This window comes from Spirosoma rhododendri, assembly GCF_012849055.1.
GTDB lineage: Bacteria > Bacteroidota > Bacteroidia > Cytophagales > Spirosomataceae > Spirosoma > Spirosoma rhododendri.
The window spans coordinates 278,818-296,134 of record NZ_CP051677.1; the positions used below are offsets into that span (position 1 = coordinate 278,818).

Genomic DNA, 17,317 nt, shown 5'->3' on the forward strand with positions numbered 1-17,317 from the left:
CAAATATCGGCAAACGCCCCTGTTTTGCAACGTCTACCGGCCCGCTGTGCTTTTCGCCAAACCTTAGTCTGCACTTTTGCCCTGTATTTTGTTACTTTGCCCCGGCTTCGCCAGATCGGCTACAGTTCTGGCAATCAAGGCTGAAAAAATTAGCTTTTTCGTTGTTAACCCTTCTTATTTCGTTACAATGAGTACAATCCAAAGCATTCATGCCCGCCAGATTCTGGATTCGCGCGGCAACCCCACGGTTGAAGTAGACGTTCGCACCGAAAACGGCTTTCTGGGCCGTGCCGCCGTGCCATCGGGCGCATCGACCGGTACGCACGAAGCCGTCGAACTGCGCGACGACGATCCGAAGGTATACGTCGGCAAAGGCGTACTAAAAGCGGTATCGAATGTCAACGAACTGATTTTTCCTGAGCTTGTTGGTATCTCGGCGTTCGATCAGAGCCTGATCGACAAAATCATGCTGGATCTGGACGGCACGCCCAATAAAGGTCGGCTGGGCGCCAACGCCATTCTGGGCGTTTCGCTGGCCGTTGCCAAAGCCGCTGCGCAGGAAGCTGGTCTGCCCCTGTACCGCTACATCGGTGGTGTTAACGCCAACACGCTGCCCGTTCCGATGATGAACATCCTCAACGGGGGTTCGCACGCCGACAACTCGATTGATTTTCAGGAGTTCATGGTTATGCCTGCCAACGCACCCAGCTTCTCGGAAGCCCTGCGGTGGGGTACGGAAATTTTCCATACCCTGAAAAAAGTACTGAAAGGCATGGGTCTGGCAACTAACGTCGGCGATGAAGGTGGTTTTGCCCCCAACATCAAGTCGAACGAAGAAGCCATCCAGACAATCCTGCAAGCTATCGAGAAAGCCGGTTACCGGCCCGGCGAAGACGTCTGGATCGCGATGGACGCGGCCAGCTCGGAGTTCTACGACGCTGACAGCGGAATGTACCACTTCAAAAAATCGACCGGCGACAAGCTGACCTCGCCGGAAATGGCGGGTTACTGGAAAGAGTGGGCGACCAAATATCCGATTCTATCGATCGAAGACGGCATGGCCGAAGACGACTGGAATGGCTGGAAGCTGCACACCGACGAGCTGAAGGGCACGAAAACGCAACTCGTTGGCGACGACCTGTTCGTAACCAACGTCACGCGCCTTCAGGAAGGTATCGACAAGGGTATTGCCAACGCCATTCTGATCAAGGTAAACCAGATCGGTTCGCTGACCGAAACCATCGATACGGTGAACCTTGCGAAGCGCAGCAGCTACAAAAACATCATGTCGCACCGCTCGGGTGAAACCGAAGACGCTACCATCGCTGATTTGGCCGTTGCTCTGAACACAGGTCAGATCAAAACGGGTTCGGCGTCGCGCTCCGACCGAATGGCGAAGTATAACCAACTGCTCCGCATCGAGGAAGAACTGGGCGAAACCGCTTACTTCCCCGGTCTGAAGATGTAAGTTTAGTTTAACGTTTGTGGTTTAACGTTTAAGGTTGTTACGCAAGCAGCAACCTTAAACGTTAAACTCTAAACCTTGAACCCGCCCCCGGCCATGCTCCAGAAAATTCCGCCGTTTTTCCGAAATTTTTACGTAGCTACGGCGCTGGCGCTGCTGGTCTGGATGACGTTTTTCGACGCCAACAATTTTATCGCTCAGTTTCGTAACCTGGCCAAACTGACCGAATTACAGCGGGAAATCGATTATTATTCGACGCAGATCGATACCATTCGCGCTGACCAGCACGAAGTACTGGGCAGCGATCGGCTGCGGGAGAAATACGCCCGCGAGAAGTATCTGATGAAGAAGCCCACCGAAGACGTTTTCGTGGTGGTCGATTCCCTGAATGAACCCCTTGAAAAATAAGCGGGGTTTCCCGCCACACGTCGACCGCTACGGTCGGTGTCGTGCATCTACCCACCCGGTTTGCTGATGATACGCGTTTTATTCGTTTGTCTGGGCAATATCTGCCGGTCGCCCATTGCGGAGGGCGTCTTTCGTAAGCTTATCGACGAAAATGGACTGGCTGGTCAGATCGAATGCGATTCGGCGGGTACGTCGGCCTACCACATTGGTCAGCTACCCGACCTGCGCACCCGCCAGAACGCCCTCGAACATGGCTTGACCCTTACCCACCGCGCCCGGCGCATGACCGGCGACGACCTCGCTTCGTTTGATTATTTCGTGGCAATGGACGAACTGAACCTCGATGCTATTGAGAAACTGAACTCCCGTAGCACAGGTCTGCACACGACGGATACCATCTTTCTGCTCCGTGAATTCGATCCGGCTGTCAGCGATCAGCCCAGCGTTCCCGATCCCTATTACGAAGGCCCCGACGCGTTCGAAGACGTCTACCAGATCGTCGAGCGGTGCTGCAAACAGTTACTAGCGTACTTGACAAAAGATTGAATGATGGAGTGATTGAATGATTGACCAGGCTGGCGCACCAATCATTCAATCACTCCATCACTCTATCATTCAATCATTGACCAACATGAACAAAAAAGTCATTCTGATTATTCTCGACGGCTGGGGGATTCCGATCAACCCGGCGGTGTCGGCCATCGAAGCGGCTCATACGCCCTTCATCAACTCGCTCTACGGTAAATACCCGCACAGCACGCTTGAAGCGTCCGGACTGGCGGTTGGCTTACCAGTTGGGCAGATGGGCAACTCCGAAGTTGGTCACATGAACCTCGGTGCGGGTCGCATCGTGTATCAGGACCTGGTAAAAATCAACAAAGCCGTCGACGAGCACACGCTTGATAATGAGCCGATTCTGGTCGACGCACTCAACTTCGCCAAAGCCAACGGCAAAAAAGTACACTTCATCGGGCTGGTGTCTGACGGGGGTGTTCACGCCCATACCGACCACCTGAAAGGGCTACTGTCGATTGCGCACGCGCATCAGCTGACCGACGTATTCGTTCACGCCTTCACCGACGGCCGCGACACCGACCCCAAAGGCGGTGTTGACTACATCTCGGACTTACAGCAGCACATGGCCCAGACCACCGGTCAGATCGCCAGCGTGGTTGGACGCTACTACGCGATGGACCGCGACAATCGCTGGGAACGGGTAAAAGTGGCGTATGACGCGATGGTGAAGGGCATCGGTCAGCCTATTTCGCCGGACGGCGTCATCAGTGCGCTACAGGCTTCGTACGACGCCGACGTAACCGACGAATTCATCAAGCCGCTGATCGTATCACAGCCGACCGGTTCGCCCGTGGCCGTAATCGAGGAGGGTGACGTAGTGCTGTGCTTCAACTTCCGCACCGACCGGGGCCGCGAAATTACGCAGGCCCTGACGCAGAAAGATTTTCCGGACCAGGGCATGCACAAGCTGGACCTGAACTACATCACAATGACCAAATACGACGACGAATTTGTGGGCGTAAAGGTCATTTTCGAGAAAGACAACCTGGAAAATACGCTGGGCGAGGTATTGGCCGGAGCGGGTAAAACGCAGATTCGCATTGCCGAAACGGAGAAATACCCGCACGTAACGTTCTTCTTTTCGGGCGGCCGCGAAGAGCCGTTTACGGGTGAGAAACGCCTGTTGGCTCCGTCGCCGAAAGAGATGACCGTCGTTAATGAGCAGGGCGAACAGGTAGTAATTCCCATCAAAACCTACGATCAGAAACCCGAGATGTCGGCCTTCGACATCCGCGACAAGATTATTCCCGAGCTGGAAAACGCAGAAACGGATTTCGTTTGCCTGAACTTCGCCAATACGGATATGGTGGGCCATACGGGTGTGTTTGAGGCCGTTGTGAAGGCCGCCGAAACTGCCGATGCCTGCGCGAAAGCCGTTACGGAAGCTGCGTTAGCCCACGGCTATACCACGATCATCATCGCTGACCACGGTAACGCCGAGTTTATGCTCAACGAAGACGGGTCGCCCAACACCGCCCACACGACCAACCTCGTGCCGTGCATCCTGGTCGACAACGACTACCACCCCGCCCTGAACGATGGTAAACTCGCCGATATCGCCCCCACGGTGCTGCAACTGCTCGGCGTACCGCAACCACCGATCATGACGGGCGTGAGCCTGATCAAAGGATAGTCATGTCCGCGCGGGATCTCTATCATAGCTTAGTCGTGAAAGCCTTGGAAAAAGATGGTTGGCGGATTACCGATGACCCGCTTTATCTGAAGTTTGGTGACCGAAAACTTTATGTTGACTTAGGCGCGCAGAATGATACGATTGGAGCCGAACGCGAGGACTATAAGATTGCGGTTGAAATCAAAAGTTTCCTGAGCGTATCGCCCGTTGCTGATATGGAAAGTGCCGCAGGCCAGTATGCGTTGTATAAACGTATACTGGCCCTACAACAGCCTGACCGACCGATATACTTGGCCATACCGCAGCGTGCTTACGTGAATCTATTTCAGAACGAATTCGGTGAACTGGTACGGGATACATTCTCTATCAGTTTACTTATTTTTGATGAAGAAGACGAAACGATTATTCAATGGATACCGTGAGCCACTACCGTCAGTTAATCCGCCATCAGTTGACTGAGTATGCGTCGTATTCAGTTGGTCAGCCGGTACGGGACGACGTCGTATTCGATTCAGACCGTGATCGATACATGCTAGTCAGTATGGGATGGGATGGATTAAAACACATTGTTCAGCCCATCATTCGAATTGACATAATCGATGAAAAAGTCTGGGTGCAGGAAGATAACACAGATCGGTCGGTTACAGACGCACTCGTTGCAGCGGGAATACCAAAACAGGCTATCGTGCTAGGCTTCCACCCGGAACATCTCCGCCAGCATACAGGCTACGCAGTTTCTTAAGCTACCCAAAAAACGACAAACCCCGGTCAGATGGCCGGGGTTTGTTTTTTCAACGCTTCGGATAACTCTTACTTCACGCTGTCGGCGGCTTCTTTTACTACCTTGAGCACTTCGGCTGGCTTCGATACCATCGGTACGTGGCTGGCGCTGATTTCAGTGGTTTTTGCATTACCCCGTTTCGCCATCATCCGCTCCAGATCAGGGTTGATAGCACCGTCTTTGGTAGCCACGATGTACCAGCTTGGTTTCTGCTTCCAGGCTACGTTGCTGGCTTCGGCCTTGAACACAGATTCCGAAGCGGGTGGCTGCGTCGCGAAAATCAACTCCTGCTCGGCCTTGCTTACGTCGCCCGCGAATGCCTGCATAACACCTTCTTTCGACAGGGTAAGAAAGCCATCAGCCGGTTTCAGGAACGTTCCCAGTTTCGTGGCCGCAGCCTTCGCGCTAAGCGATGGAATTGTTTCCCCGTTGTCGGGCATCAGGGCCGCTACGTAGACCAGCGCCTTCACTTTCGGGTCGTTGCCCGCTTCGGAAATCACGAAGCCACCCCACGAATGACCAACCAGTACAACGTCGCCTTCAGCCCGCGCAATGGCCCGCTTCGTCGCAGCCACGTCGTCTTCCAGCGATGTCGTTGGGTTCTGCACGGAGATAACCGGATAGCCACTGGCGAGCAAGGGCGCGATTACTTTACTCCACGACGAGCCATCGGCCCATAATCCGTGTACAAAAACAACGGTCGGTTTTCCATTGGCAGTACGAGCCGGAGCCTGACCATTCGCCCATGCGAAAGACAGCAGTGTCAGGGCTAGCGAAACAAAAATCTTCTTGTTCATAGGTTTTAACTGCGAGTGTGTTTGTCACTAATTCCACAGCTAAATACCAGGTTTAGAACGGCGTATTTTTTACCATTTGTTAAAAACAAAAAAGCGTCTGACTTAGACGCTTTTTTGTACGGGTAATTATTGTCTTACATCTCCAGCAGCAGCCGGGCGGGATCTTCGAGGATCTGCTTGACTCGCACCAGGAAGCTAACCGACTCTTTACCGTCGATGATGCGGTGATCGTACGACAGGGCCAGGTACATAATCGGCCGAACAACGATCTCACCGTTCACCACCACTGGCCGCTCAACGATGTTGTGCATACCGAGAATTGCCGACTGTGGCGCGTTGATAATCGGCGTCGACAGCATCGACCCGAATGTACCACCGTTGGTGATTGTAAACGTACCACCAGTCATCTGATCGATGGTCAGTTTGTTGTCGCGGGCCAGACCAGCCAACCGGACAATTTCCTTTTCGATGCCGGCAAAGCTCATCTGCTCAGCGTTCCGAATGACCGGAACAACCAGTCCCCGTTCCGTCGAAACGGCGATGGAGATATCACAGAAATCGTTGAACACGATGTTGTCGCCGTCGATCTGGGCGTTCACCGCCGGGAAATCTTTCAGCGCGGCACAAACGGCTTTAGCGAAGAACGACATGAAGCCAAGCCCAACGCCATGCTTCTCTTTGAACTTGTCTTTGTACTTGTTGCGCAGATCCATCACCGGCTTCATGTCGACCTCGTTGAAGGTCGTCAGCATGGCCGTTTCGTTTTTCACCGACACCAGTCGGCGGGCGATGGTCCGACGCAGCGACGTCATCCGCTCGGTGCGCTGATTACGCGATCCGGCCGGGGCTGGTGCCGCCTGCGGGGCGGGGGCAGCTGGTTTAGCTGGTGCTGCGGGCTTGGCAGCAGGGGCTTCAGCAGGTGCAGGCGATGCTTTCATCGCATCTTCTTTGGTGATGCGTCCGCCAACGCCACTACCCTGAACGGCCTGTGCTGTTACGCCTTTCTCGTCCAGAATCTTGGCCGCTGCTGGCGACGGATGGTTGGCCGCGTAGCCATTTTGTCCGTTCGATGCAGCCTGCTGCGCCGGTTCGGCCGCTGGGCGACCAGGTTCAGGCGACGGTGCCGCAGCGGGTTTGGCCGCACCAGCACTCGTTTCAATTTTAGCAATCAAGGCACCGATGGGCAATGTAGCACCGGCTTCAGCCACGATACGGAGCGTACCGGCCGCTTCAGCGGGTAATTCAAAGGTGGCTTTATCGGATTCCAGTTCGCACAGCACTTCGTCCAGCGCGACCTGATCGCCGTCTTTCTTGCTCCACGACGCGATGGTCACTTCCGTAACCGACTCACCAACAGCGGGAACTTTCATTTCGATTACCTGACCTGCCGACGAAGCAGCGGGAGCAGCTTCTGCCGCCGGGGCCGGAGCAGCCTCCGCTTTGGGAGCTGGAGCAGGCTCTTCTTTCTGGGCGGCCGGTGCTGCGGGGGCAGCGGCTGGTGCGCTGCCGTTGCCGTCGATGCTGCAAATGCTGGCACCAATAGGCAACACATCGCCTTCCTGCGCCAGAATGTGCAGTACGCCATCGGCTTCAGCATTCAGTTCGAAGGTGGCTTTGTCAGATTCTAATCCGCAAATCACTTCGTCCATCTTCACCGTGTCGCCTTCTTTTTTGTACCAGGTACCAACGGTTACTTCGGTAATCGATTCCCCAACGGGGGGGATTTTCATCTCAACGGCCATTATTTCCGGGTTTGTAGTTTGTGGTATGTAGTTCATGGTTTGTGCTGCCGGGAGGCAACTTAAACCCTTAAACGAAAAACCTCAAACTCATTTATTCAAATGCACGCCGAACGATATCGGCCTGTTCCTGACTGTGTACTTTCGGATACCCACTGGCGGGTGATGCCGACGCTTTCCGGCCAATGATCGGAAGGACCATGCCTACACGAAGCAGGTAGGTCCAGTAACCCATATTTTCAGGTTCTTCCTGTACCCAGAATACCTGCGCGTCGGTGTATTTTGCCAGTTCAGCGTCGATCTGCGTTTTAGGCAGCGGAGCTAGTTGCTCCAGCCGGATGATCGCTACATCGTCGCGCTGATCGGCCTGCTGCTTTTCGAGCAGATCGTAGTACACCTTACCCGTGCAAAGCAGCACCCGCTTCACCTTCTTGGCATCGACGTAGCTGTCGCCCAGCACTTCCTGGAATGAACCGTTGGTTAGGTCTTCCAATGGCGAAACCACTTTCGGGTGGCGCAGCAGCGACTTCGGCGACATAATCACCAGTGGCTTACGGAACGCCCACGTCAGTTGCCGACGCATGACGTGGAACAGGTTGGCCGGGGTCGTGATGTTGGCCACGACCATGTTGTATTCCGCGTACAGTTGCAGATACCGCTCCGGGCGGGCGTTGGAGTGCTCCGGTCCCTGCCCTTCGTAGCCGTGCGGCAACAGCATGGTCAGACCATTCTGAATACCCCATTTCGACTCAGCGGCCGAAATAAACTGGTCGATGATGATCTGCGCGCCGTTCGAGAAATCGCCGAACTGAGCTTCCCAGATCACCAGCGCGTGGGGGTTAGCCATCGCGTAACCGTATTCAAAACCCAGCACGCCGTATTCCGACAGCAGCGAGTTGTAAATCTGTAGCTTCGTCTGTCCCTCGGCGATATGGTCGAGCGACGAGTATGTTTCGTTTGTTTCGGCGTCGTGCAGTACGGCGTGGCGGTGCGAGAACGTCCCCCTCTGCACATCCTGCCCGCTCAGACGGACCGGCTTGTTTTCCAGCAGCAGCGACCCATAGGCAAGCAGTTCGGCCGTACCCCAGTTTACCATCTTGCTGTCGGTCAGCATGGCCTGCCGGTCTTTCAGCAGCTTGTCGATCTGCTTCAGCGGCTTGAATCCTTGCGGCACCGATGTCAGGGCTTTGCCGATGGTTTCGAGCGTTTCGGCAGGTACGCCCGTCTCCGGCGACTTCTCAAAGTCTTCGGGTTCGGAGTAGCGCAGTTCGGCCCAGTCGAGGTCGAGCCGCAGCGGTTTGTACGGAATCTCGGCTTTCTGCTTCACCTTGTCGAGCCGCTCCTGAAGCTGCTTCTTGAACTCGGTGTCCATACCCTTCGCCAGTTCGGCATCCACATCGCCACGCTCGATCAGTGTTTTGTTGTAGAGTTCGCGGGGGTTGTCGTGCTTGTCGATGATGCCGTACATCGTCGGCTGCGTGAACTTCGGCTCGTCGGACTCATTGTGTCCGTAGCGTCGGTAGCAGACCATGTCGATAAACACGTCACGCTTGAATTTCTCGCGGAATTCAACGGCCAGTTTGGCGCAGAAAATTACCGCTTCCGGATCGTCGCCGTTGACGTGAAAAATCGGTGCATCGATGATTTTGGCAACGTCCGAGCAGTAGATCGACGAACGGGCGTCGTCGAAGTCAGTGGTGAAGCCAACCTGGTTGTTTATAACGAAGTGAACTGTACCGCCGGTTGTGTAGCCGGGCAGTTTGGCCATCTGCGTCACTTCATAGACGATACCCTGCCCCGCCACGGCTGCGTCGCCGTGAATCAGAATTGGCATAATCCGGGTGAAGTCGCCGTTGTATTCTTCATCGGCCTGCGCCCGCACGAAGCCCTCAACCACCGGGTCGACGGTTTCCAGGTGCGACGGGTTAGGGGCCAGTTTCACGCTAATCTCCTTACCGGCCGGGGTATGCAGCAGACTCGAATAGCCGAGGTGATATTTTACATCGCCATCGCCGTACGCGTGCTGCGGAACGTTACCTTCAAAGCCGTCGAAGATAGCTTCGTAGGACTTACCCATGATGTTCGACAGCACGTTGAGCCGTCCCCGGTGTGCCATCCCGATCATCACTTCTTCGACACCCAGTTCGGCCGCCTGACTGATGATCGTATCGAGCGCGGGAATGGTCGACTCACCGCCTTCGAGCGAGAATCGCTTCTGCCCTAGGTATTTCGTGGCCAGGAAGTTTTCGAAAACGGTGGCTTCGTTCAGCTTTTCCAGGATGCGCTTTTTCTCATCGAGCGACGGGCTGAACTCCAGCGCTTCTTTCTCGATCTTGTTACGCAGCCAGTTTTTCACGTCCATCTCGCGGATGTACATGTACTCGAAACCGATGTTGCCCGCGTAAATCTTACGCAGCGATTCCATGATCGTGCGAAGCGTGGCGGGTCCGATACCAAGCAGCTTACCCGACTCAAATACGGTGTCGAGGTCGGCGTCCGACAGGGCGTAGTCGGGCAGGTCGACGCGGGGCTGCCGGTCTTTGCGCTCTTTCAGCGGGTTTGTTTTTGCCAGCAGGTGCCCCCGCGAGCGGTAGGCTTTGATCAGACTAGCCACTGATACCTCTTTCTCGGCGTGGGTCGCATCGACGGGTTTTGCCGCTGTTGCCGCGCCGTTCGAGGCAACGCCATTGACGGCGGCACCGTTGGTTTTTCCGTTCCCGTTGGGTTTATCGGTGTAGGTCGAAGAGAAGTCGAATCCCTTGAAAAACTGTTGCCAGCTTTCATCGACCGACTGAGGGTCTTTTTTGTAAGACTGATATAGCTGATCGATATAGGCTACATCAGAATTGGCGATATATGAGTACTGATCCATGACGGTGGCGCGTCGTTGTTTTGAGGGGCAAAGGTAGCGTATCGTTCAGATACTTAACCGCAAAATTTATGGTTTTTATCCTATAAAATACCGCTGTCGGCGCGCTTACAGGCATAACGCCATTGGGTACCGTTTAGTTGAGATTTCAATGGGGCCGCTCCGACTCCCGCCTGACGTGAAATTCCAGACGTCAGCTGTGTTTTTCCTGACACAGTTCAATCAGGACGCCGTTGGTGGTTTTGGGGTGCAGAAAGCACACCAGCTTATTGTCGGCACCGGGCTTTGGCTGATCGCTGAGCAGGGTAAATCCTTCGCTTTTCAGCCGTTCCATTTCCGCCTGAATATCATCGACTTCAACCGCAATATGGTGAACACCCTCGCCCCGCTTTTCCAGAAAACGTGCAATTGCGCTGTCGGGATTGGCGGCTTCAAGCAGTTCAAGCTTGGTCTGGTTGATGCGAAAAAAGGAGGTCGTCACACCTTCCGATTCGACGGTTTCCTGCTTGTAGGGCGGCACATTGAGCAGTCGGGCGAACAGGTCGTTGGCCTGCGCCAGGTCGCGAACGGCGATGCCTATATGTTCGATGTTGGTAAGCATAGCGGGTAAGAACTTTTCTGATTGGGGGTAAGTTAAGGAAGTAACGACTAATTCGCCGTCGGCAGACGCACAATCAACCATGGTTACGGTTTCAGACATAGCAAAAGACAAGATTATCGAACTGCGCCAGAAAGAAGGCTATACCGACAATTATTCGATTCGGGTAGCTGTGCAGGGTGGTGGCTGTTCGGGCCTGATGTACGACCTGCAATTCGACACAGCGCAGCAGCCTACTGACCACGTCGTCGAAGACAAGGGCATCAAAATTCTGGTCGACCGGAAGAGCCTGCTTTATCTGGCCGGTACCGAACTCGACTTCTCCGACGGCCTCAACGGCAAAGGTTTCCAATTCAAGAATCCCAACGCGAGCCGTACCTGCGGCTGTGGCGAAAGCTTCGCGGTATAGAGTGACTGTCAAATAGCGTCTTGCTGTTTGAGACAGAAAAAACACCGCTGACAACGGTGTTTTTTTGTTTTCTACGGGGCGATCTAGCTAGCGGCAATGCTTATTATCATACACTGATTTGGCCAGCGAATCGACACCCGCTATACCCTTTCCAGTTTTTACGATCTCCTCTAATTTTACCCTATCTACCTCGTACCAAGTACAAGTCATGCCACTGTTTACGTCTACTTCAACGCCCAAGCGTTGTTCAGTTTTATGGTACCAGATTGCGTGTCGGTTTCCCTGCGCTGGGTCACTGTCGCGGAACGAATACATCACCCGGTAGAAGTCGTCGGAAGGTAGTCGATTAAACCGGCCTGCTATGTGGTTGAGCGTTGCGTTTTGCGCGTCGAACTTTGAATCGAACGTTCCCATATCCCCGTACCTATCCAGCCCAAGCGGATTTGAGATATCACATGAGAAACAGCCTACCAGCAGGAAGGCAAGACTAGTTTTTGCGTTGAGTTTCATACTGTTTTTATGAGATCACGCAATGTACCTGTTCAGCCCGGATATTCCCACCACAGCATATTCTCAAAACGGTCGAAGAGGTGAAAATCGTTTTTTTCCAGCACCCGCTGCGACGCTACATTTTCCACATTGGTATCGGCCGTAACCCGCAGCACACCCGGCTGTTGCAGCACCCAATCGACCAGACCACCGACCATTTCGGTCATGTAGCCCTGCCGCTGCCGGGACGGGTAGGTGCCGTAGCCAATCTCCACCGTACCCGTTTCGTCGGGCTCCCCCTTGAATTTAGCTTCAGCTACGATCTGCTGCCGCTCGTCATCAATCGCGACCCAGATCGTGTGGAAGAGCGGATCGAAGCGGGGGTCGAGCAGGCGCGGGATGGTATATCCCCGAATAATGCTCAGCAGCGGCTCCGTCACAACGCGGGGGCCGGTTCTCAGGTGCAACGCCTGCTCCAGCCGGTAGCTATCGGCGATGTGCAGCCGTAGTTCGGGTAGCGTCAGCGGGCGCAGCGTCAGGCGGGGGTAGTCAGCATGGCAACGGGTTGACAAATCAGTACTGTCCTTCGCTCACACTCCAGCCCCCGTCGATGGTTAGCACCTGCCCGGTGGTGAAGCGCGATTGATCGGACATGAAGTAGACCGCTGCACCAGACAAATCGTTGGGATGGCCGATGCGTCCCCCATCAAGTGGTTGTTTCGACGGGATGAACGCCATGATCTTATCGTCGTTGACGGCCCGCTGCGACATGGGTGTTTCGACCAGCGACGGCACCAGCACGTTGACCCGGATATTCTGACTGGCGTAGTACGATGCGACCGACCGCGAAAAGCCGATCACGGCCGACTTAGCAGCAGCATAGGCATGGGTCGCGAAATAAGCCGGTGATGGTGATTGCCCCAGCACCGAGCCCATGTTCAGAATGGTACCACCCGATTCCTGCGCGCGAAAGGCCCGCACAGCCGCCTGATTCGACAGCATCATGGCCGTCAGGTTGGTGTTCATCGTATACTGCCAACCGTCGAGGGTTAGTTCGTGCAGGGGGCCATCGCCAAACCGCCGACCGCTGCCTCCGGCCACGTGATAGAGTCCGTCGAAGCCACCGAAAATCTGCTGACACAGCCCTATTGCTTTGGGGGCCGTTTGCGGATCGGCCGCGTCGCCCGACATAGCGAGACCGTTGCCACTCAATTGTTGTTCGGCTTTGGCACCGTTTTCGGGGTTGCGGCCAACGACTACGACCTGCGCCCCTTCGGCCACAAACGACTGTGCTGCTGCCAGCCCCATGCCCGTTGTACCGCCAATAACTACGATTTTTTTATCTGTTAACCACATTTGTTTGGTTGACCCGTCTGGAACTTTGCGCGCAAGAAACGAAATTGCCTGTCTACTCCCAACAGGATTCATACTCCTGGCAACCCTTTCCTGCATGCGTTTTACGACTACCTGTTTTGCTCTCCTGTTTGCCGCCGGTTCACTTTCTGCACAACCTGCCCCCTCAATCAGCTACGAAACCAGCGCCGTGCATCCGCTCATGGTGCAATTTGACGCCGACCGGGGTAGCCTGAATCGGTTCTATGTGATCGAAAACTCGCCCGAACGTCGGGAGCGGTTCAAGAAGCTACGAACCGATTACCTGGCTCAGTTACAGGCGTTGCCGTTCGACCAGATGAACACTGACAGCCGGGTCGATTACTTACTATTTCAGCGCAACCTCCGCAACGACCTGACCAAACTGGAACAGGAAGAAGCCGAGATGAAGCAGATTCAGCCGTGGTTTTCCTTTGCCGGTACGTTGTATACGCTCGAAAAAGAACGGCGACGCGGTAAGGTTCTCGACGCCCGGCAGGTAGCCGCCGACCTGACAGCCCTATCGGCGCAGGTTGAAGCCGCTCATCGGCAGGTCGAGAAACTAGGGCCGATTGATCCGGCCATTGCGCGTCGCGCGAACCGGACGGCAGTTGGGCTGAAAACGGCCCTCGAATCGGTGTTCAATTTTTACAACGAATATGATCCGCAGTTTACGTGGTGGGTACCGCAGCCGTACCAACGGGCCGACAGTTTGCTGGCCAATTATGCCGCTCTGTTTGGTCGGCGGGCGAAGCGTAGTTCGGGAGCCAAAACCGACAGCAGCGGTATCGTCGGTACGGCCGTCGGGCGCGACGAACTGGTGCGGCAGCTTCAGTACGAACTCATCCCCTACTCGCCCGACGAGCTGATTCAGATTGCCAACCGTGAATTTGCCTGGTGTGACCGGGAGTTGCTAAAAGCGTCGCGCGAGATGGGTTTCGGCGACAACTGGAAAGCCGCACAGGAGAAAGTCAAAAACAGCTATGTCGCGCCCGGCCACCAGCCCGAACTGATTCTACGGCTCTACAACGAATCGATTGATTTTCTGAAAAAGAACGACCTCATCACCATTCCGCCGGTGGCCGAAGAAACGTGGCGCATGAGTATGATGTCGCCCGAACGGCAGCGGGTCAATCCGTTTTTTCTGGGTGGTGAAGAGATCATTATCTCCTACCCCACGGGCAGCATGAGCGAAGCCGACAAGCTGATGAGTATGCGCGGCAACAACCCCCATTTCTCCCGCTCGACGGTGCATCACGAACTCATCGCGGGGCACCATCTGGAGTTTTTCATGAACAACCGATACAAGACCTACCGCAATTTCGACACACCGTTCTGGGTCGAAGGGTGGTCGCTGTACTGGGAAATGCTGCTGTGGGACAAAGGCTTTCCGCAATCGCCCGAAGACCGGATCGGGATGCTGTTCTGGCGGATGCACCGCTGCGCCCGCATTATTTTCTCGCTCAACTATCACCTCGGGCAGTGGTCACCCCAGCAGTGCATCGACTTTCTGGTCGACCGGGTAGGTTTCGAGCGGGCCAACGCTGAGGGCGAGGTGCGCCGGTCGTTTGTGGGCGGCTATCCTCCGCTGTACCAGCTGGCCTACATGACGGGTGGATTTCAGTTCTACGCCTTGCAGAAAGAACTCGTCGGTAGTGGCAAAATGACCAACAAGCAATTTCACGACACGATCATGCGGATGAACGCGCTGCCCGTCGAGATGATCCGCGCCATTCTGATTGATCAGCCGCTGCGCCGGGATTTCAAGACGAGCTGGCGGTTCTATGATCTGAATGGCCCGAAAAAATAAAACCCGGCCAAGGAGCCGGGCTTATCCAGTAGCACTCTATCAACACGTGTGACCTTGCGGCCACAAAATCTGAAGGGTCATTTCGTATCTGCTGTCTTGCCGGATCAGGCGCTGACTACGATGGTATGCGTCAGGGTGTAGCCGCTCGAAATACTCCCCGATACGGTGGCTAGTTCGTTGGTGTAGCCATCGCCAAAGACATTGTCTCGTTCGTTCAGGGTATCCTGCGCGCCTTTCGTGTACCCATACGACTGGGCCGTCGTGTACACCGCATTCGAGATGTCGTACGGAAAAGCAATCTGCGTTACCAGCAGCGACTTGCCCGACGAGTTGTATACGTGGACGTGAATATGCGGAGCGCGACCACCGTACCAACCGGGGAAAATTGACGTGAACGACGCTAGTCCGTTCGAGTCGGTTGTCTGACGGCCACGGAGAAAATCGACACTGGTATAGTTGGTACTCTGCATGCCGGTCCCGCCGTATTCCGAATAGTTACCATCTTTATCGCAGTGCCACACATCGACCAAGGCACCCGACAGGGCTGCACAACTGGCGTTCGCGTTTTTGATGGTAATGTTCATCGTAAAGGCTACGCCGGTCCGGTCGTCGCGAATGTCTTTACGGACAAACTTGGCCGGTGATTTAGTCGGAAACGGCCCTTCCGTTTCCGAGTTGGTCACGGTGCAGTTGCTCGCCGAACTCCCGTTTGTCGATCCACCCGACGTGGTCGTTGATCCTGTCGATGTCGTCGACGTGGGTTCGATATCGGTTTGGTTGCAGCTACTAATGGCGACGATGCCCAGCAGGCTACCAAAACCGCGTTTCAAAAAATCTTTCCGTTCCATGCCTGGCCTTCTTGTTATAAATGATCTTGTTTCAGCCAGGATAACGCCCCATGTATCACCCTCCGTTGCGCCGACTACAGACTAAGCGGTTAATGCCCTGAATGTGTCGGTGAACCCGAAAATAGGTTTGTTAGGCAGTACGAATGTCCGACGCAAAGCGTTGCAGCGAGTCATCATTAATTGGGATCTGTTGCTGAAAGGGCAACAGAACGGTTGGTAGCGCGTATTTTCGTCATCACAATCGACTCCTTCCCCCAACGTGGCTGCTTTCTTCGACATTCATACCATCCTGTTTACCGTCTGGGGGTATCCCATGAGTTACCTGGAGTTCTTCGGCGTCGTGTCGGGCGGACTGGCAACCTGGCTGGCGGCCCGCGCTAACATCTGGAGCTGGCCGGTCGGGGCAGCTAGCGTAACGCTGTTCTTTTTTCTGTTCTACCAGATTCAGCTTTACCCAGACATGTTTTTGCAGGTCTTTTTCGTCATCACAAACCTGTACGGCTGGTGGCGCTGGACACACCCCAAAACCGGGGAAGCCGATAAACAGAACGAACTCCGCATCACCCGCCTGACGGGTCGCCCGCTGATCCTGACGCTGGCAAGCGGACTGGTAGCTACGCTGGGGCTGGGCGCACTGGCGCAAAACCTGCACCGGCTGTTTCCGGTCCTGTTCAGCCAGCCCAGCGCGTTTCCGTATCTCGATTCATTCACGACGGTGATGAGCATCGTCGGCACGTTTATGATGATCCAGAAAAAGCTGGAATGCTGGTGGGTCTGGCTGGTGATCGATCTTATCAGCACCTATATCTACTTCATCAAGGGCGTCAAACTGGTCGGGATTGAATACGCTGTTTTCTGCCTGATTGCGTTTCAGGGAGCCTGGCACTGGACCCGCGAATACCGGTCGTACCAAACAGATCGGCAACCCGCTCATTTGTAGAATTGGTGGCCTATTTCGTCAGGCAATTGTCTTATTAATCTGGTAGTCAGTACGTTATTTTCGGTATCGTTTGTCTTACTCGACTTGGCGTAACGAGTATAACCCTAAATACATCCACTATAACTATTTAAAGAATTTCAATCAGTAACCCACTGATAACTATGAACTTATTTTTTAAGTTATATAATTTTGCAACAAAACCAAACGAAAACCTCTTATGGCAGTTGCCAAACAATTTCTGAAAAGTAAGCCTGTTGCCAAAGTAACGTTCGAATTGTCAGCCGAAGCAGTCAATGGTGCGAAAACGGTTGCCGTAGCCGGTGAATTCAACAACTGGGACGCATCAGCTCAAGCGCTAAAGAAGCAAAAGGACGGTTCGTACAAGACGACGGTTGAACTGCCCGTTGGTGGCGAGTACCAATACCGGTACATCCTCGACGGTACGAAATGGGAAAACGATTGGGCTGCCGATAAGTATGTAGCCAGCGGTGTTTCGGGAGACGAAAATTCAGTAGTTGTTCTGTAAGGACATCAAATAAAAAGTGGGCGGATAAACTTAGAAGTTTATCCGCCCACTTTTTATT

At 54.4% G+C, this 17,317-nt stretch carries 18 protein-coding genes; 10 read left to right on the forward strand and 8 right to left on the reverse strand.

Features of this window, described 5'->3' with window-relative positions; all coding sequences use genetic code 11:
- Positions 1–187 precede the first annotated feature (187 nt).
- The 6 genes from eno (at position 188) to HH216_RS26835 (ending at position 4,824) form a co-directional block, all read left to right on the forward strand.
- On the forward strand, positions 188–1,468 hold the full coding sequence (gene eno / locus HH216_RS01105) for a phosphopyruvate hydratase (protein WP_169549114.1): 1,281 nt from the start codon (positions 188–190) through the stop codon (positions 1,466–1,468).
- A 93-nt stretch (positions 1,469–1,561) separates the two neighbouring features.
- A complete protein-coding gene (locus HH216_RS01110) occupies positions 1,562–1,873 on the forward strand; it encodes an FtsB family cell division protein (RefSeq protein ID WP_169549115.1) in 312 nt (103 codons plus the stop codon).
- A gap of 66 nt (positions 1,874–1,939) precedes the next feature.
- Entirely contained in the window at positions 1,940–2,419 is a 480-nt protein-coding gene (locus HH216_RS01115; RefSeq protein WP_169549116.1) for a low molecular weight protein-tyrosine-phosphatase, read from the forward strand.
- A gap of 85 nt (positions 2,420–2,504) precedes the next feature.
- On the forward strand, positions 2,505–4,082 hold the full coding sequence (gene gpmI / locus HH216_RS01120; RefSeq protein WP_169549117.1) for a 2,3-bisphosphoglycerate-independent phosphoglycerate mutase: 1,578 nt from the start codon (positions 2,505–2,507) through the stop codon (positions 4,080–4,082).
- A gap of 35 nt (positions 4,083–4,117) precedes the next feature.
- Positions 4,118–4,504, forward strand: coding sequence for an element excision factor XisH family protein (locus tag HH216_RS01125; RefSeq protein WP_217371886.1), 387 nt, complete (start codon positions 4,118–4,120; stop codon positions 4,502–4,504).
- Positions 4,492–4,824, forward strand: a complete 333-nt coding sequence (locus tag HH216_RS26835; RefSeq protein WP_169549119.1) for a XisI protein — start codon at positions 4,492–4,494, stop codon at positions 4,822–4,824. The genes HH216_RS01125 and HH216_RS26835 overlap by 13 nt, the downstream gene beginning before the upstream one ends.
- A gap of 68 nt (positions 4,825–4,892) precedes the next feature.
- On the opposite strand, the gene HH216_RS01135 is transcribed toward HH216_RS26835, so the two are convergent.
- The 4 genes from HH216_RS01135 to mce form a co-directional block, all read right to left on the reverse strand.
- Positions 4,893–5,660: an alpha/beta fold hydrolase gene (locus tag HH216_RS01135; protein WP_169549120.1), complete on the reverse strand. Its 768-nt coding sequence runs from the start codon at positions 5,658–5,660 to the stop codon at positions 4,893–4,895.
- Positions 5,661–5,794: 134 nt separating this feature from the next.
- On the reverse strand, positions 5,795–7,402 hold the full coding sequence (gene odhB, locus HH216_RS01140; RefSeq protein ID WP_169553220.1) for a 2-oxoglutarate dehydrogenase complex dihydrolipoyllysine-residue succinyltransferase: 1,608 nt from the start codon (positions 7,400–7,402) through the stop codon (positions 5,795–5,797).
- A 91-nt stretch (positions 7,403–7,493) separates the two neighbouring features.
- A complete protein-coding gene (locus HH216_RS01145; protein ID WP_169549121.1) occupies positions 7,494–10,271 on the reverse strand; it encodes a 2-oxoglutarate dehydrogenase E1 component in 2,778 nt (925 codons plus the stop codon).
- Positions 10,272–10,461: 190 nt separating this feature from the next.
- Positions 10,462–10,869: a methylmalonyl-CoA epimerase gene (gene mce / locus HH216_RS01150; RefSeq protein WP_169549122.1), complete on the reverse strand. Its 408-nt coding sequence runs from the start codon at positions 10,867–10,869 to the stop codon at positions 10,462–10,464.
- Positions 10,870–10,948: 79 nt separating this feature from the next.
- Here mce and HH216_RS01155 point away from each other — a divergent pair, with 79 nt between their 5' ends.
- Positions 10,949–11,275, forward strand: coding sequence for a HesB/IscA family protein (locus tag HH216_RS01155; protein ID WP_106136848.1), 327 nt, complete (start codon positions 10,949–10,951; stop codon positions 11,273–11,275).
- 87 nt (positions 11,276–11,362) lie between these two features.
- On the opposite strand, the gene HH216_RS01160 is transcribed toward HH216_RS01155, so the two are convergent.
- Genes HH216_RS01160 through HH216_RS01170 form a run of 3 tightly spaced genes read right to left on the reverse strand, consistent with a single transcriptional unit; the run spans position 11,363 to position 13,216 of the window.
- Complete coding sequence (locus tag HH216_RS01160; protein ID WP_169549123.1) at positions 11,363–11,785, reverse strand: hypothetical protein; 423 nt, start codon at positions 11,783–11,785, stop codon at positions 11,363–11,365.
- Between the two features lie 32 nt (positions 11,786–11,817).
- Positions 11,818–12,336 (reverse strand): GNAT family N-acetyltransferase, encoded by a 519-nt coding sequence (locus tag HH216_RS01165; protein WP_169549124.1) that lies wholly within the window; start codon positions 12,334–12,336, stop codon positions 11,818–11,820.
- A 1-nt stretch (position 12,337) separates the two neighbouring features.
- Positions 12,338–13,216, reverse strand: coding sequence for an SDR family NAD(P)-dependent oxidoreductase (locus HH216_RS01170; RefSeq protein WP_169549125.1), 879 nt, complete (start codon positions 13,214–13,216; stop codon positions 12,338–12,340).
- On the opposite strand from HH216_RS01170, the gene HH216_RS01175 reads away from it, so the two are divergent.
- Positions 13,215–14,945 carry a DUF885 family protein gene (locus HH216_RS01175; protein ID WP_169549126.1) on the forward strand — a complete coding sequence of 577 codons (1,731 nt, stop codon included), beginning with the start codon at positions 13,215–13,217 and terminating at the stop codon, positions 14,943–14,945. The two genes, HH216_RS01170 and HH216_RS01175, sit on opposite strands and share 2 nt — an antisense overlap.
- Positions 14,946–15,049: 104 nt before the next feature.
- Here HH216_RS01175 and HH216_RS01180 read toward each other — a convergent pair whose 3' ends face one another.
- Entirely contained in the window at positions 15,050–15,793 is a 744-nt protein-coding gene (locus HH216_RS01180; protein ID WP_169549127.1) for a dioxygenase family protein, read from the reverse strand.
- Between the two features lie 259 nt (positions 15,794–16,052).
- Here HH216_RS01180 and pnuC point away from each other — a divergent pair, with 259 nt between their 5' ends.
- Both pnuC and HH216_RS01190 read left to right on the forward strand, forming a co-directional pair.
- On the forward strand, positions 16,053–16,733 hold the full coding sequence (gene pnuC / locus HH216_RS01185) for a nicotinamide riboside transporter PnuC (protein ID WP_254448631.1): 681 nt from the start codon (positions 16,053–16,055) through the stop codon (positions 16,731–16,733).
- Between the two features lie 217 nt (positions 16,734–16,950).
- On the forward strand, positions 16,951–17,259 hold the full coding sequence (locus HH216_RS01190) for an isoamylase early set domain-containing protein (protein ID WP_169549128.1): 309 nt from the start codon (positions 16,951–16,953) through the stop codon (positions 17,257–17,259).
- The last annotated feature ends 58 nt before the right edge of the window (positions 17,260–17,317 follow it).

What these genes read in the sequence shown, in the direction of transcription:
- eno (WP_169549114.1), top strand. Translation starts at nt 188, where the DNA reads ATGAGTACAATCCAAAGCATTCATGCCCGCCAGATTCTGGATTCGCGC.
- HH216_RS01110 (WP_169549115.1), top strand. Translation starts at nt 1,562, where the DNA reads ATGCTCCAGAAAATTCCGCCGTTTTTCCGAAATTTTTACGTAGCTACG.
- HH216_RS01115 (WP_169549116.1), top strand. Translation starts at nt 1,940, where the DNA reads ATGATACGCGTTTTATTCGTTTGTCTGGGCAATATCTGCCGGTCGCCC.
- gpmI (WP_169549117.1), top strand. Translation starts at nt 2,505, where the DNA reads ATGAACAAAAAAGTCATTCTGATTATTCTCGACGGCTGGGGGATTCCG.
- HH216_RS26835 (WP_169549119.1), top strand. Translation starts at nt 4,492, where the DNA reads ATGGATACCGTGAGCCACTACCGTCAGTTAATCCGCCATCAGTTGACT.
- HH216_RS01135 (WP_169549120.1), bottom strand. Translation starts at nt 5,660, where the DNA reads ATGAACAAGAAGATTTTTGTTTCGCTAGCCCTGACACTGCTGTCTTTC.
- odhB (WP_169553220.1), bottom strand. Translation starts at nt 7,402, where the DNA reads ATGGCCGTTGAGATGAAAATCCCCCCCGTTGGGGAATCGATTACCGAA.
- HH216_RS01145 (WP_169549121.1), bottom strand. Translation starts at nt 10,271, where the DNA reads ATGGATCAGTACTCATATATCGCCAATTCTGATGTAGCCTATATCGAT.
- mce (WP_169549122.1), bottom strand. Translation starts at nt 10,869, where the DNA reads ATGCTTACCAACATCGAACATATAGGCATCGCCGTTCGCGACCTGGCG.
- HH216_RS01155 (WP_106136848.1), top strand. Translation starts at nt 10,949, where the DNA reads ATGGTTACGGTTTCAGACATAGCAAAAGACAAGATTATCGAACTGCGC.
- HH216_RS01160 (WP_169549123.1), bottom strand. Translation starts at nt 11,785, where the DNA reads ATGAAACTCAACGCAAAAACTAGTCTTGCCTTCCTGCTGGTAGGCTGT.
- HH216_RS01175 (WP_169549126.1), top strand. Translation starts at nt 13,215, where the DNA reads ATGCGTTTTACGACTACCTGTTTTGCTCTCCTGTTTGCCGCCGGTTCA.
- HH216_RS01170 (WP_169549125.1), bottom strand. Translation starts at nt 13,216, where the DNA reads ATGCAGGAAAGGGTTGCCAGGAGTATGAATCCTGTTGGGAGTAGACAG.
- HH216_RS01180 (WP_169549127.1), bottom strand. Translation starts at nt 15,793, where the DNA reads ATGGAACGGAAAGATTTTTTGAAACGCGGTTTTGGTAGCCTGCTGGGC.
- HH216_RS01190 (WP_169549128.1), top strand. Translation starts at nt 16,951, where the DNA reads ATGGCAGTTGCCAAACAATTTCTGAAAAGTAAGCCTGTTGCCAAAGTA.